The following is a 13,347-nucleotide window of genomic DNA, read 5'->3' on the forward strand; positions in this document are numbered from 1 at the left end:
AGGGGCCTCCCATGAGTGCGTTAAATAAGAAAAGTTTTCTTACTTACCTGAAAGAGGGCGGTATTTACGTCGTTCTTTTAGTTTTGCTGGCGATTATTATTTTCCAGGACCCAACTTTTTTAAGTCTGTTGAACTTAAGTAATATTCTCACCCAGTCATCGGTGCGTATTATTATCGCGCTTGGTGTGGCAGGATTAATTGTCACCCAGGGGACCGACCTTTCTGCGGGACGTCAGGTAGGGCTGGCAGCCGTGGTGGCAGCGACGTTATTGCAGTCCATGGATAACGCTAACAAAGTATTCCCGGAAATGGCGACGATGCCGATTGCGCTGGTAATTCTGATTGTCTGTGCCATTGGCGCGGTGATCGGTTTGATCAACGGCCTGATTATCGCTTATCTCAACGTGACGCCATTCATTACCACGCTCGGCACGATGATTATCGTCTACGGCATCAACTCGCTCTATTACGACTTTGTCGGGGCGTCGCCAATTTCTGGTTTTGACAGTGGCTTCTCTACCTTTGCTCAGGGCTTTGTTGCGCTGGGGAGCTTCCGTCTCTCTTACATCACTTTCTACGCGTTGATTGCGGTGGCATTCGTCTGGGTGTTGTGGAACAAAACCCGCTTCGGCAAGAACATTTTTGCCATTGGCGGTAACCCGGAAGCGGCGAAAGTTTCTGGTGTCAACGTTGGCCTGAACCTGCTGATGATCTACGCGTTGTCTGGTGTGTTCTATGCCTTTGGCGGGATGTTAGAAGCCGGACGTATCGGCTCTGCCACCAACAACCTCGGCTTTATGTATGAGCTGGATGCTATCGCAGCGTGTGTGGTGGGCGGTGTATCGTTCAGCGGTGGTGTAGGGACGGTGATTGGTGTGGTGACCGGGGTAATTATTTTTACCGTCATCAACTATGGCCTGACGTATATCGGCGTAAACCCATACTGGCAGTACATCATCAAAGGGGCGATTATTATCTTCGCCGTAGCGCTGGATTCACTGAAATACGCGCGTAAGAAATGATGTGAATGTGGGTATTGCCGGATGCGCCGCATCCGGCAATCGGTGCCAAATGCCGGATGCGACGCTGGTTCTACAACGTTACCGGGTGTTCTTTCTCTCCCTTCTTAAACTTCACTTCCCCGAGATCAATACAACCAACCGGGCAAACATGACCACAAAGCAGACAACCCACGCACTTCTCGGTATTACAATGCGGTGTGCGCGTTTTCTCGCTCCATTCCATCGCCTGGTGACCGCCGTCGTAACAGGAAATATAACAGCGTCCACAGCCAACACATTTATCGAGATTGATATGGGGATAGACGATATAGCTACGGTCTAAATCTTCCGCCGGGACAATATTGTGATTCGCCAGACCTATCATCTCCTGCAACGAATCAAATCCCTGATCGGCGAGATAATGCGATAACCCGCTTGCCATATCTTCCACTATCCGATACCCGTACTGCATAATGCCGGTGGTCACCTGTAACGTTGCTGCGCCGAGCAATAAAAACTCTGCTGCATCTTCCCAGGTTTCAATACCGCCGATACCGCTAATCGGGAAATCGCGCAGCTCTGGATGGGTGCGCATTTGCTGAATAAAGCGTAGGGCGATCGGTTTTACCGCTTTACCGGAATATCCGGAAATACTCGATTTACCGTTAACGATCGGCATACCAATTTTCTGATTAAGATCGATATTGGTGATGGATTTAACGGTATTAATCGCCGCAATGCCATCTGCGCCGCCGCGCTTCGCAGCCAGCGCCACTTCGCACATATCACCGATATTCGGCGTCATCTTCGCCAGCATCGGCAGCGTAGAACCACGTTTCACTGCCCGACAATATTTTTCTACCAGCTCCGGGCTTTGCCCGACATCACTACCCATCGCATGAGAAGTCATTTGCGGACAGGAGAAGTTACACTCGATCATATCCGCACCAGCTTCTTGCACTAGCCGCGCCAGATCCTCCCACTGCTGTTCATTTTCGCCCATGATCGAAGCGATCAACACTTTGTCCGGATAATCTTCTTTCAGCCGACGCAGGGCGGCCAGATTCTCCTCCAGAGGATGTTCGGCAATCTGCTCCATATTTTTGAAGCCGATAAAACCGGTATCTTCTTTCACCAGATGATCAAAACGTGGTGAGACTTCGTTGGCGATAAAAAAGCCGATCGTTTTAAATACCACGCCACCCCAGCCCGTGTCGTAGGCTTTGGCGCACATCTCATAGCAATTGCCTACCGGCGAAGAAGAGAGGCAGAACGGGTTGGGAAACTTCACGCCGCAAAAGGTAATCGAAAGATCTTTCGTTAACATGAGCAAGCTCCCTCTAAATAGTGATGAATTGCCTCAGCGGCTTCTTTCCCGGTTTTCACGGCATAGACCACGGTTTTGTCACCCTCAACAATATCGCCAGCAGCAAAGACTTGCGGGTCGCGGGTCTGGTAATTTTGTGTTTTGATGGTGTTACGCTGCGGCTCTAACTCCGCAAAGGCATCCAGTCTGGCATGCTGACCGACGGCGAGAATAATTTTATCTGCCGCCATCGTCAGTTCGCCCGGTAAGCGTACATGCTTAAACGTGACTTTATTGCCTTCCACGGCCACTGGTGTGAATCCATCGATGATCGAAACGCCCAACTCCCGGGCGCTGGCAAACTCTTTTTCGCTTGCCGGAAACTCATCTAACTCTTCACGCGCTACGCAAGTTACCGCCTGACAGCCGAGAACTTTCAGCGTGCTGGCTACGTCCATCGCGACATCACCGCCGCCGATAATTAATGCGCTTTGTGGAATGCTGATATCGCCTTGCGCCTGGCGTGCACGTTGCAGGAAGTCGACGGCAATCTCAACGTCGCTATGCTCAAACAGCGGTAGCCCCGAACCGCTCGATAACCCCACGGTGACCAGTACCGCGCGGTTTTCCGCTTTCAGTTGCTCCAGGGTGAGTACTTTACCGATTTCGTTATTGCACTTAATGGTCACCCCCATTTTTTCGATACGGGCGATCTCTGCATCCAGCACGGATTGCGGCAAACGAAATTGCGGAATACCGTTACACAGCCAGCCACCGGGTTGCGCTTCTTTTTCATAAATAGTGACGTCGTACCCCATATTTGTCAGCGTCACGCTGGCCTGCAATCCAGCAGGACCTGCGCCAATAATGGCGACTTTGCCGAGCGTTTTAGTACCAGGCTGATAAATTTCCATCCCGGTTTGTTGTTCAAAATCAGTGATAAAACGCTGTAAGCGACCGATATCAATGGGAGCATCAACACCGGCACGGGTACAACCGCTTTGACATAATTTCTCCGTTGGGCAAACTCTGGCGCATACAGCACCTAAGGCATTATTTTCGCGAATTGTCTCGGCAGCGCCTTTAAAATTACGAAAGTAGATTGAGCGTATAAATTTCCCCGGATCGGTTTGTGCCGGGCAAGCCTGACTACAGGGAGCGTCGTGACATAATAAACAGCGAGAGGCTTCTTTAATCGCCAGTAAAGGCGTAAAAGCCGGAGTGAGTTCATCCAGATAATTTTGTTGCGGCATGTGATCTTCCTTAATGCTATGAGTAATTAAGGCGAACGCTAAATATACTCGTCATACTTCAAGTTGCATGTGCTGCGTCTGCGTTAGCTCACCCCAGTCACTTGTCGCCTTCCTGCAACTCGAATTATTTAGAGCATAAATATTGCTTGCTGATATTAAGGCTAAGCGTGTGGGGAAATTTAAACTGTGAAAGAATTCACAAATAGCTGTGGTTCAGAATGTTATATCCGCAGCTTATTGACTGAAGTAATAATTATTCTCAATAATTAACAGGGGAGGGACAATATTAACGATAGAAAATAAGATAAATAATCATACCAATAGATAAAATTCCGAAGCCACTATATGCCACTATATAAGCAAAGAAAAGTCCTGGATTTTTTGCTCGCCAGACATACACCGGTTCCGCTGCATTTTTAACCCGTTTATCAATCGCGCCTGCACGCCAGCCTTTCCATGCTTCGCGAAAACAAAATATCGGGATAAGGAAAAAAACGGCAACCACAAAAAACTGCTGTACATCCATAACTACTTTCCTTGTTTCTTTTGCAATTCAAGTAACTGTTCGGGCGTGACGGCGGGATACCCCTGCGCATCTTCCGGCACCTGGTGCATAGCCGGAATAGGCACAAGCGGCCCTAAAAAACGCGGTTCACGTTTAAAAATATAAAGGTCGGCCAGCGCACCGAAACGGGCGGCAAATTCGCGAATACGTACTGACAGCATATCTTTCGGCGACGGTACGGCATAACACTGGGCCTGAATCCCCATATGTAGCGCTATAAATAATGCCCGCTCACAGTGGAAACGTTGGGTGATAATAATGAAATCATTAGTATCAAAAACTTTGCGTGTACGCACGATGGAATCCAGCGTACGAAAACCTGCGTAATCGAGGACAATATCTGATGGGTCGACACCTGCGGCGATTAAATCTTTGCGCATGGTCTTTGGCTCATTATAACTTTGCAAAGCATTATCGCCGCTCAGTAATAGATAATTTACCTTGCCGCTGTTATAGGCATTAATCGCTCCTTGAATACGGTAGCGATAATACTGATTAATTACGCCAGTACGATAATATTTTGCTGTGCCGAGCACCACGCCGACCTGGCGGTAGGGGAGATCCTGCAATTCGTCGTAGATATAAGGTGCGGTTTTCCAGCTCATCCAGCGATCGAGGCCGAGCACAGTCAACAGCAGCAAGCCGATCAGGACTAACAGGCTGTAGAACACGCGCTTTAACATGCAGGAGACTCGATCTAAGGAAAATTTCCATCAGGCTACTTTACCCGCTGGTTTTGCGCAAGAAACGGCAAACTGTTTGCCGGGATTTTCGACACCGGGAGAGAGCAGGCAAGTATGATGCGACGTTTATCAGTGTGTCAGACCTGAAGGCGGCCGGATAAGGCGTTCACGCCACATCCGGCACCAGTCTTAAGCGAGAAGCACGCGGTCGATATTGTGACAACCGAGAGCTTTCAGCGTTGCGGAGGTGGCATCCCACTGAATCAACGGCGCATCGGCTTTTTCTGCCAGAACCGCGCGCTGGATATCCGGGTAATCATAACCCTTGAGATTCAACAAAATTAACGCCCCCTGCAACGGTGGTAGAGTCGGGTTAAATGCGGCGTTTTCAGCGTAGCTGCCGCTGAAAATACGACCGTCTTTACATTCCAGCGCAACACCGCTTGGCGACTTACTGTAAGGCATGTGTGAACGATTTGCCGCTGCAATCGCCGCCTGAGAAAGCGCATCACCAGTCAGCGCATAGCCGTGATCCTGCTCGTCCATCAGCAGCGTTTTAATCTCCAGATCCTTCGGCCCAAAGGCATCCGGCAGATAGTCACGCAGCGCGTGTGCCTCGCGGCCCGGCAGATGAATACGCAGATCCAGACCGCTGTTCAGTTCATTCATAAACTGACGGCAGTGACCACAAGGCGTGTAGTTAACGGTGATGGCTGCGAGCGCTTTTTCACCACTCAACCAGGCGTGGCTGATCGCGCTTTGTTCGGCATGAACGGTTTGCTGCATTGTCGCACCAATAAATTCCATATTGGCACCGAAATACCAGGTTCCGCTCACACCGCGCGCAATTGCGCCAACATTAAAATTCGACAATGGCGTACGCGCACAGGCCGCCGCCAGCGGGAGTAGTGCGAATGCCAGCGCGTCTTCGTCCAGCCCCGTTGCGCTCTTCAGCGATGAGACTTGCTCCCCGGTCAACAAAGCGGGGAAGTACTTGTCTGCCAGAATAGGTTCCAGTGCAGATTGCAAGTTATCCGCAAGTTGGGCAAAAGCGGTTTGAAAACGTGGATGCATGGCGTTGCCTCATAATCATGTAATGGGATAACAGTTTACGAACCCGTTATGGCTTTATATGTGATCTGAATCTCATTAATTGTGCAACGAATGAAACTTACATCAAAAATGCGCGACGCATCGCAAATTTTAGCCCATTACTGCCAGAATAATCGGGAAAAGGAACGGTGCGATCAGCGAAGTAATAATCCCGCATAACACCAGCGCCAGCGAACTAAATGCACCTTCCTGATAATCCAGCTCAGCACAGCGTGCCGTACCGAGGGCGTGCGAGGCTGTCCCCATCGCCAGACCGCGCGCTGCTTTGGTGCGAATACGCATCGCATTAAGTAACGTATGACCAAACACTGCGCCCAGAATACCGACGAAAATCACGCAAACTGCGCTGATTGCCGGAATACCGCCAATACTGCCGCCAACCGCCATTGCAATAGGCGTGGTGACTGATTTCGGCAGGATTGACGCGGCGATTTCCGGTGAAGCGCCCATCAACAATGCCACGGAAGTCCCCGTCACCATCGCAACCACGCTGCCGATAAAACAGATGGTGATGATCGATTTCCAGCGCGCGCGGATCTGGTGCAGCTGCTCATATAAAGGATAGGCCAGTGCGACAACCGCCGGTTGCAGCAGATCGTTTAGCACTTCGCTACCTTTAAAGTAGCTGTCGTAAGAGATGCCGGTCAGCATTAAAAAAGGAATGATCACCACCATTGCAACCAGCAATGGGTTAAGCAAGGGAAACTTATACCGCGCCGCCAGTTTGCGGGCGGCAAAAAAGACAATTAACGTTAGCGGCAATGACCACCAGATATTTGCCATCATTCTTCTGATCCTTTCTGACCTACGACTTTACGTTCACCGTGCACCAGTTGCGAACTCCAGCTCACCACCAGAAAAACCACCAGCGTACTGACTGCACAGGAAACCACTACCGGACCAAACTGTGCGCGGAGCAAATCAAAATATTGCATGACGCCTACGCCAATCGGCACAAACAATAGCGCCATATAGCGAATCAGTACGTAGCACCCCGGATTGACCCACTTTGCCGGAAGAATTTGCAAGGCCAGCAGGACAAACAAGATCAGCATCCCGATGATGCTGCCCGGAATGGTTACCGGTAGCAGGGAAGCAATGAAAATGCCTGCATACAGGCAGGCATAAATCAGGATAAAAGCGCGTAAATATTGCCAGATAATGTTCAGTGTCTTACTCATAATCAACACCCCAGATGAGATGGATTCATCATACAATTAATTCGTAAAACGTGCTACCGATCACATTAAGAATTCTCAGCATAGTTGAATTACAGGGAAGTAACATCGGGCGAGTGCCCAGTTCAGCACACTAATTCTGCTGTAAAAAGTGCAGAAACTGACTTAAAGCATAAGAAGGCGTTTCGTTATTACGCCAAAACACACCGACGCTGCCTTTCTGTTCAATCTTTGGCAGGTTGAGGATCACCAGTTGCCCCTGGCTGGCATAACGTTGCGCCAGGCGTAATGACAAAATAGAGATCATATTGCTGCTTTGTAACAGGTTGGTACTGACGTTCATCGACGCCGACTCAATCGTGTTTTCTGGCAGCATCACGCCGTGGTCTACCAGCGCATTATCAATGCTGATGCGGATGGGGGTACCTGTCGGCCAGACTATCCACCGCCAGTTAGCAAGATCATTCCAGCTGAGGGTGGCGTATTTCGCCAGTGGATGCTCAGGACGGGCGACAAAGCATACCGGCTCGGTGTAGAGCACGCGATAATTCAGCGGCAGCTGCAACGCGCGACCGCCAATTCGCCCAACCACCACATCGACAGAACCTGCCAACAGATCTTGCAGCAATGGGGTCATCACCTTCTCTTCGATATTCAGGTGTAGAGTTGGCATCTCCTTGAGCAAATGCAAAATCGCCTGGGATACGCAGTCAGTGGCGACGGGAGAACAGCCAATTTTCAGACTGCCGACCAGTCCACCTTGTTTAAAGCGAGCCAGTTCATATTGCGATCTTTCCATGTCATTGATTAACCGTTGGGCATGTTGCAATAACAATTTGCCGCCTTCGGTCGGACGAAGCCCTTTGCTGTGCCGCTCAAAAAGTGTGAGTCCGATCTCATCTTCCAGTTGTGACAACCATTTCGAAAGCGCGGGTTGGGTGATATTCATCATCCGTGCGACATGGGTCAGATTACCCTGTTCACCCAGCGCCACCAGCATTTGCAGGTGATGTAGTTTTAGTTTTTGCGCCCAGTTCGCCATTTGCCATAACCTCCAGGTTATCTCTCTGCCCGAAATGCCATTGTACATCTCATCTCTTTAATCACATTATCGCAACATATACAAAACAAAAGAAACATCTACCTTACCTGCACTGAGGCATTTACTATGACTCAACGACGTGATTTACAAGCACTGATCGATGCTGCTCCGGTCGGCAAGATGCAGTGGCGCGTTATCATCTGCTGTTTTCTGGTGGTAATGCTCGATGGTTTTGACACCGCGGCTATCGGCTTTATCGCCCCTGATATCCGTACTTACTGGCAGCTCACCGCAGGCGATCTCGCCCCGCTTTTTGGCGCGGGTCTGCTGGGATTAACCGCAGGCGCACTGCTTTGTGGCCCGTTGTCCGATCGCTTTGGTCGCAAGCGGGTGATTGAGCTGTGCGTCTTTTTGTTTGGCGCGTTAAGCCTCGCCTCGGCTTTCTCACCGGATCTGCAAACGCTGGTCTTCCTGCGCTTTCTCACCGGCCTGGGTCTGGGCGGCGCGATGCCGAACACCATCACCATGACCTCGGAGTATTTGCCTGCCCGCCGCCGCGGCGCGCTGGTGACGCTGATGTTTTGCGGCTTTACGCTGGGTTCGGCGTTTGGCGGGATTGTCAGTGCGCAGCTGGTGCCGGTGATTGGCTGGCACGGCATTCTGGTGTTGGGGGGCGTGTTACCGCTGATGCTGTTTGTCGCACTGCTGGTAGTTCTGCCGGAATCGCCACGCTGGCAGGTGCGCCGCCAGCTACCGCAGGCGGTGATTGCGAAAACCGTCAGCGCCATCACCCGCGAGCGTTATGTCGATACCCACTTTTATCTCATTGAATCAGCCTCCGTTACAAAAGGCAGCATTCGTCAACTGTTTATGGGACGTCAGTTACCCATTACGTTGATGCTTTGGGTGGTGTTCTTTATGAGCCTGCTGATTATTTACCTGCTCTCAAGCTGGATGCCGACGCTACTGAACCATCGCGGCATAGACCTGCAACACGCGTCCTGGGTCACCGCCGCGTTCCAGATTGGCGGTACGTTGGGCGCGCTGGCGCTGGGCGTGCTGATGGATAAGTTCAATCCTTTCCGCGTGCTGGCGCTGAGCTATGCCGTAGGCGCTGTATGCATCGTGATGATTGGCTTAAGCCAGGATGGATTATGGCTGATGGCGCTGGCGATTTTCGGCACTGGCATTGGCATTAGCGGATCGCAGGTGGGGCTGAATGCGCTGACCGCAACACTTTATCCAACACAAAGTCGCGCTACGGGCGTGAGCTGGTCAAATGCTATCGGCCGCTGCGGCGCGATTGTTGGTTCGCTGTCTGGCGGCGTGATGATGGCGATGAATTTCTCTTTCGACACCCTGTTTTTCATTATCGCTGTGCCTGCGGCGATCAGTGCGGTGATGTTAACCCTGCTGATTACCGTGGTTCGCCAGTCGACCTCTGTCCCTGACTCACTGCCTCGCGCAGGCGTTGTGAACGAATAAGGAGCATCCCAATGACTGATAACAATCAAAAAAGCCGCGAGCAATTTTATCAGCATATTTCCGGGCAAAACCTGTCCCCGCTGTGGGAGTCACTGCACCATCTGGTGCCGAAAACGCCCAACGCTAACTGTGCGCCAGCGTACTGGAATTATCAGGAGATCCGCCCGCTGCTGCTGGAGAGCGGCAGCCTGATTGGCGCGAAAGAGGCGGTGCGCCGCGTGCTGGTACTGGAAAACCCGGCGCTGCGAGGGCAGTCTTCCATCACCGCGACTTTATATGCCGGTTTGCAACTGATCATGCCGGGCGAAGTGGCACCGAGTCATCATCATAGCCAGTCGGCGCTGCGTTTTATTGTTGAAGGCAAAGGGGCATTTACCGCCGTTGACGGCGAACGCACGCCAATGAATGAGGGCGATTTTATCCTGACCCCGCAGTGGCGCTGGCACGATCACGGCAACCCTGGCGACGAACCGGTTATCTGGCTCGATGGGTTGGATCTGCCATTAGTGAACACTCTGGGCTGCGGTTTTGCCGAAGATTACCCGGAAGATCAACAACCGGTAACGCGTAAAGAGGGCGATTACCTGCCGCGTTACGCTGCCAATATGTTGCCGCTGCGCCATCAGACGGGGAACTCCTCGCCGATCTTTAACTATCGTTATGACCGCAGCCGCGAAGTGCTGCACGATTTAACCCGCATGGGCGATGCCGACGAATGGGATGGCTACAAAATGCGCTACGTCAACCCGGTCACCGGCGGCTATCCGATGCCGTCGATGGGCGCTTTCCTGCAACTGCTACCGAAAGGGTTCTCCTCCCGCGTGGCGCGCACCACTGACAGCACTATCTACCATGTAGTGGAAGGTAGCGGACAAGTCACCATCGGCAATGAAATCTTCACCTTTAGTGCAAAAGATATCTTTGTGGTGCCGACCTGGCACGGCGTGTCATTCCAGACTACGCAAGATACCGTTTTATTCAGTTTTTCGGACAGACCGGTACAGGAAGCCCTGGGGCTGTTCCGCGAAGCGCGTTATTAATTTGGGAGAGAGAAAATGACTCAATATGTATTCGAACCACAAGCGCCCGTTACCGTACCGGTTGTTGGCAGTGATAAACAATTCCCCGTGCGTCGCGTTTACTGCGTCGGGCGTAACTATGCCGCCCACGCCCGCGAAATGGGCTTTGATCCAGATCGTGAACCACCCTTCTTCTTCTGCAAACCAGCAGATGCCGTTGTTCCGGTCGCCGCTGGCGAAACGCTGGCGCTGCCATATCCGGCGCAGACCGATAACTATCATTACGAAATTGAACTGGTGGTGGCGATTGGTAAAAAAGGCAGCGATGTCCCACTGGAAAAGGCCCATGAATATGTCTGGGGTTATGCCACAGGCCTTGATATGACGCGCCGTGACCGTCAAATGGAAATGCGCCAGATGGGCCGTCCGTGGGAAATCGGCAAAGCCTTTGATCTCTCGGCCCCCATCGCACCGCTGCACAAAGCCAGCGAAACCGGCGGTATTGATAACGCACCAATCTGGTTACAGGTTAACGGCGAAGATCATCAGCGCAGCGATATTCGCCATCTCATCTGGTCGGTGAATGAAACCATCAGCTACCTGTCAGGCTTCTTTGAGCTGCAACCGGGCGATCTGATCTTCACCGGTACGCCGGAAGGAGTTGGCCCGGTAGTGAAAGGTGATGTGATCACGGGCAACGTCGAGGGCTTAACCCCTATCGCGGTGAAGATTGTCTGAGGTGCATGATGAAGCTGTACAGTTTTTTTAATAGTTCAGCATCGTACCGGGTACGCATTGCGCTGGCGCTGAAAGGCATTAATTACCAGACCGAAGGGGTGAATATCCGCATTGGTCAGCAAAATGAACTGGCCTATCGGCGGATGAATCCGGTCGGGCTGGTGCCGACGCTGCTGACTGACGAGGGCGAATCACTCGGACAATCGCTGGCGATTATTGACTGGCTGGAGAGGCACTACCCGCAAGTTCCGCTGGTGCCGCAGGAAGAACCGGCCCGCAACAAGGTGCTGGAAATTGTCTATGCCATCGCTTGTGATATTCATCCATTGAATAACTTGCGCGTGCTGCGCTACCTGACCGAAGAACTGAACGTCAGTGAAGAAGAAAAAAAACGTTGGTATGCGCACTGGATCCGGCAAGGGTTAAGCGCGGTGGAACAACTGTTGCGCCAGAACCAGTCGGGGCAATTTTGTGTGGGCGAGACGCCGACGCTGGCAGATTGCTGCCTTGTCCCGCAGTGGGCAAACGCGCTACGCATGAACTGCGATTTGAGCGGGTATCCACGCTGCAAAGCGGTGTACGACGCCTGCACACAGCTGCCAGCGTTCATTGCCGCAGCGCCAGAAAATCAACAAGATAAAATTTCAGCCTGACCAGGAGAACTATAATGACGAAAGTGACACGCGCAGTAATTGTGGGAGGCGGGATCGGCGGTGCGGCAACTGCGCTGTCACTGGCCCGCCTGGGGATCAAAGTGGTGCTGCTGGAAAAGGCGCATGAGATCGGTGAGATTGGCGCGGGCATCCAGTTGGGGCCAAATGCGTTTTCGGCGCTGGACAGCCTCGGCGTCGGCGAAGTTGCCCGCCAGCGCGCGGTGTTTACCGATCACATTACCATGATGGATGCGGTGAACGCCGAAGAAGTGGTGCGCATTGAAACCGGGCAGGCCTTTCGTGACCATTTCGGCGGTCCTTACGCGGTGATCCACCGGGTTGATATTCACGCCTCGGTGTGGGAAGCGGTACTGACGCATCCGGACGTGGAATATCACACCTCCACCAACGTCGTGGATATTCGCGAGACGGAAGACGATGTCACCGTGTTTGACGATCGCGGCAATAGCTGGACCGGCGATATTCTGATTGGCTGTGACGGCGTGAAGTCAGTGGTACGCCAGAGCTTATTGGGCGATGCGCCGCGTGTCACCGGACATGTTGTCTACCGTGCGGTTATCGATTGTGCCGATATGCCGGAAGATTTGCGCATTAACGCACCGGTACTGTGGGCGGGGCCGCACTGTCACCTGGTGCATTACCCTTTGCGCGGCGGCACGCAGTATAACCTGGTGGTGACATTCCACAGCCGCCAGCAGGAAGAGTGGGGCGTGAAGGATGGCAGTAAAGAGGAAGTGCTCTCTTACTTTGAGGGGATTCACCCGCGTCCGCGCCAGATGCTGGATAAACCGACTTCATGGCGACGCTGGTCAACTGCCGATCGTGAACCGGTAGGGAAATGGGGGACTAACCGCATTACGCTGGTGGGCGATGCGGCCCATCCGGTGGCGCAGTATATGGCACAAGGTGCCTGTATGGCGCTGGAAGATGCAGTAACGCTGGGTAAGGCGCTGGCGCAGTGTGAGGGTGATGCGGCGCAAGCTTTTGCGCTGTATGAGTCGGTACGTATTCCGCGTACCGCGCGCATCGTCTGGTCGACCCGTGAAATGGGGCGGGTTTATCACGCCGCAGGGGTAGAACGTCAGGTACGTAACCTGCTGTGGAAAGGGAAATCGCAGGCAGAGTTTTATCGCGGCATGGAGTGGCTGTACGGCTGGAAAGAAGATAACTGTCTGCAACCACGCTGAGTACTTCTTACCCAATCAGGTGCACGGACGGTCCCCTCGCCCCTTTGGGGAGAGGGTCAGGGTGAGGGGAAAAATCTTGCCCGAATTAATCAGTAAGTCAGTT

The 13,347-nt window shown here is 52.4% G+C and carries 14 protein-coding genes; 6 read left to right on the forward strand and 8 right to left on the reverse strand.

Translation table 11 applies throughout. The features are described 5' to 3' along the window. Positions 1 to 11: 11 nt before the first annotated feature. Positions 12 to 1,022 carry a galactose/methyl galactoside ABC transporter permease MglC gene (mglC, locus tag AACU19_RS02160; RefSeq protein WP_001275118.1) on the forward strand — a complete coding sequence of 337 codons (1,011 nt, stop codon included), beginning with the start codon at positions 12 to 14 and terminating at the stop codon, positions 1,020 to 1,022. A gap of 70 nt (positions 1,023 to 1,092) precedes the next feature. On the opposite strand, the gene preA is transcribed toward mglC, so the two are convergent. From preA to AACU19_RS02200, 8 genes are all read right to left on the reverse strand, one after another. Then, the gene (gene preA / locus AACU19_RS02165; protein WP_105278019.1) at positions 1,093 to 2,328 is read right to left on the reverse strand and encodes an NAD-dependent dihydropyrimidine dehydrogenase subunit PreA; all 1,236 of its coding nucleotides are present in this window, start codon (positions 2,326 to 2,328) and stop codon (positions 1,093 to 1,095) included. Further along, complete coding sequence (gene preT / locus AACU19_RS02170; protein ID WP_105278020.1) at positions 2,322 to 3,560, reverse strand: NAD-dependent dihydropyrimidine dehydrogenase subunit PreT; 1,239 nt, start codon at positions 3,558 to 3,560, stop codon at positions 2,322 to 2,324. The genes preA and preT overlap by 7 nt, the downstream gene beginning before the upstream one ends. 286 nt (positions 3,561 to 3,846) lie before the next feature. After that, positions 3,847 to 4,086, reverse strand: coding sequence for a DUF2542 family protein (locus AACU19_RS02175; protein WP_000383089.1), 240 nt, complete (start codon positions 4,084 to 4,086; stop codon positions 3,847 to 3,849). A gap of 2 nt (positions 4,087 to 4,088) precedes the next feature. After that, complete coding sequence (sanA, locus tag AACU19_RS02180) at positions 4,089 to 4,808, reverse strand: outer membrane permeability protein SanA (RefSeq protein ID WP_000920073.1); 720 nt, start codon at positions 4,806 to 4,808, stop codon at positions 4,089 to 4,091. A 189-nt stretch (positions 4,809 to 4,997) separates the two neighbouring features. Next, positions 4,998 to 5,882 (reverse strand): cytidine deaminase, encoded by an 885-nt coding sequence (cdd, locus tag AACU19_RS02185; protein WP_000553553.1) that lies wholly within the window; start codon positions 5,880 to 5,882, stop codon positions 4,998 to 5,000. A gap of 129 nt (positions 5,883 to 6,011) precedes the next feature. Then, complete coding sequence (locus AACU19_RS02190) at positions 6,012 to 6,707, reverse strand: CidB/LrgB family autolysis modulator (protein ID WP_000968208.1); 696 nt, start codon at positions 6,705 to 6,707, stop codon at positions 6,012 to 6,014. Continuing rightward, the gene (locus AACU19_RS02195) at positions 6,704 to 7,102 is read right to left on the reverse strand and encodes a CidA/LrgA family protein (protein WP_001353095.1); all 399 of its coding nucleotides are present in this window, start codon (positions 7,100 to 7,102) and stop codon (positions 6,704 to 6,706) included. Before AACU19_RS02195 ends, AACU19_RS02190 begins: the two co-directional genes overlap by 4 nt. 130 nt (positions 7,103 to 7,232) lie before the next feature. Then, positions 7,233 to 8,141, reverse strand: a complete 909-nt coding sequence (locus AACU19_RS02200) for a LysR family transcriptional regulator (RefSeq protein ID WP_032184600.1) — start codon at positions 8,139 to 8,141, stop codon at positions 7,233 to 7,235. Positions 8,142 to 8,267: 126 nt separating this feature from the next. On the opposite strand from AACU19_RS02200, the gene mhbT reads away from it, so the two are divergent. From mhbT to AACU19_RS02225, 5 genes are read left to right on the forward strand one after another with little or no spacing between them, the layout of a single operon-like run. After that, positions 8,268 to 9,626 carry a 3-hydroxybenzoate transporter MhbT gene (gene mhbT / locus AACU19_RS02205; RefSeq protein ID WP_105278021.1) on the forward strand — a complete coding sequence of 453 codons (1,359 nt, stop codon included), beginning with the start codon at positions 8,268 to 8,270 and terminating at the stop codon, positions 9,624 to 9,626. Positions 9,627 to 9,637: 11 nt separating this feature from the next. After that, positions 9,638 to 10,666, forward strand: coding sequence for a gentisate 1,2-dioxygenase (gtdA, locus tag AACU19_RS02210; RefSeq protein WP_000131613.1), 1,029 nt, complete (start codon positions 9,638 to 9,640; stop codon positions 10,664 to 10,666). 15 nt (positions 10,667 to 10,681) lie between these two features. After that, positions 10,682 to 11,383 (forward strand): fumarylacetoacetate hydrolase family protein, encoded by a 702-nt coding sequence (locus AACU19_RS02215; protein ID WP_000196046.1) that lies wholly within the window; start codon positions 10,682 to 10,684, stop codon positions 11,381 to 11,383. 8 nt (positions 11,384 to 11,391) lie between these two features. Next, positions 11,392 to 12,036, forward strand: a complete 645-nt coding sequence (gene maiA / locus AACU19_RS02220) for a maleylacetoacetate isomerase (RefSeq protein ID WP_000781200.1) — start codon at positions 11,392 to 11,394, stop codon at positions 12,034 to 12,036. 14 nt (positions 12,037 to 12,050) lie between these two features. Beyond that, positions 12,051 to 13,244 (forward strand): 3-hydroxybenzoate 6-monooxygenase, encoded by a 1,194-nt coding sequence (locus AACU19_RS02225; RefSeq protein ID WP_105278022.1) that lies wholly within the window; start codon positions 12,051 to 12,053, stop codon positions 13,242 to 13,244. Positions 13,245 to 13,347: the final 103 nt, after the last annotated feature.

The sequence above is a fragment of the Escherichia sp. MOD1-EC4550 genome, assembly GCF_963876935.1.
In the GTDB taxonomy this organism is placed as follows: Bacteria; Pseudomonadota; Gammaproteobacteria; order Enterobacterales; family Enterobacteriaceae; genus Escherichia; species Escherichia coli_F.

Coding starts and splice junctions, on each gene's coding strand:
- mglC (WP_001275118.1), top strand. CDS start 12: ATGAGTGCGTTAAATAAGAAAAGTTTTCTTACTTACCTGAAAGAGGGC.
- preA (WP_105278019.1), bottom strand. CDS start 2,328: ATGTTAACGAAAGATCTTTCGATTACCTTTTGCGGCGTGAAGTTTCCC.
- preT (WP_105278020.1), bottom strand. CDS start 3,560: ATGCCGCAACAAAATTATCTGGATGAACTCACTCCGGCTTTTACGCCT.
- AACU19_RS02175 (WP_000383089.1), bottom strand. CDS start 4,086: ATGGATGTACAGCAGTTTTTTGTGGTTGCCGTTTTTTTCCTTATCCCG.
- sanA (WP_000920073.1), bottom strand. CDS start 4,808: ATGTTAAAGCGCGTGTTCTACAGCCTGTTAGTCCTGATCGGCTTGCTG.
- cdd (WP_000553553.1), bottom strand. CDS start 5,882: ATGCATCCACGTTTTCAAACCGCTTTTGCCCAACTTGCGGATAACTTG.
- AACU19_RS02190 (WP_000968208.1), bottom strand. CDS start 6,707: ATGATGGCAAATATCTGGTGGTCATTGCCGCTAACGTTAATTGTCTTT.
- AACU19_RS02195 (WP_001353095.1), bottom strand. CDS start 7,102: ATGAGTAAGACACTGAACATTATCTGGCAATATTTACGCGCTTTTATC.
- AACU19_RS02200 (WP_032184600.1), bottom strand. CDS start 8,141: ATGGCGAACTGGGCGCAAAAACTAAAACTACATCACCTGCAAATGCTG.
- mhbT (WP_105278021.1), top strand. CDS start 8,268: ATGACTCAACGACGTGATTTACAAGCACTGATCGATGCTGCTCCGGTC.
- gtdA (WP_000131613.1), top strand. CDS start 9,638: ATGACTGATAACAATCAAAAAAGCCGCGAGCAATTTTATCAGCATATT.
- AACU19_RS02215 (WP_000196046.1), top strand. CDS start 10,682: ATGACTCAATATGTATTCGAACCACAAGCGCCCGTTACCGTACCGGTT.
- maiA (WP_000781200.1), top strand. CDS start 11,392: ATGAAGCTGTACAGTTTTTTTAATAGTTCAGCATCGTACCGGGTACGC.
- AACU19_RS02225 (WP_105278022.1), top strand. CDS start 12,051: ATGACGAAAGTGACACGCGCAGTAATTGTGGGAGGCGGGATCGGCGGT.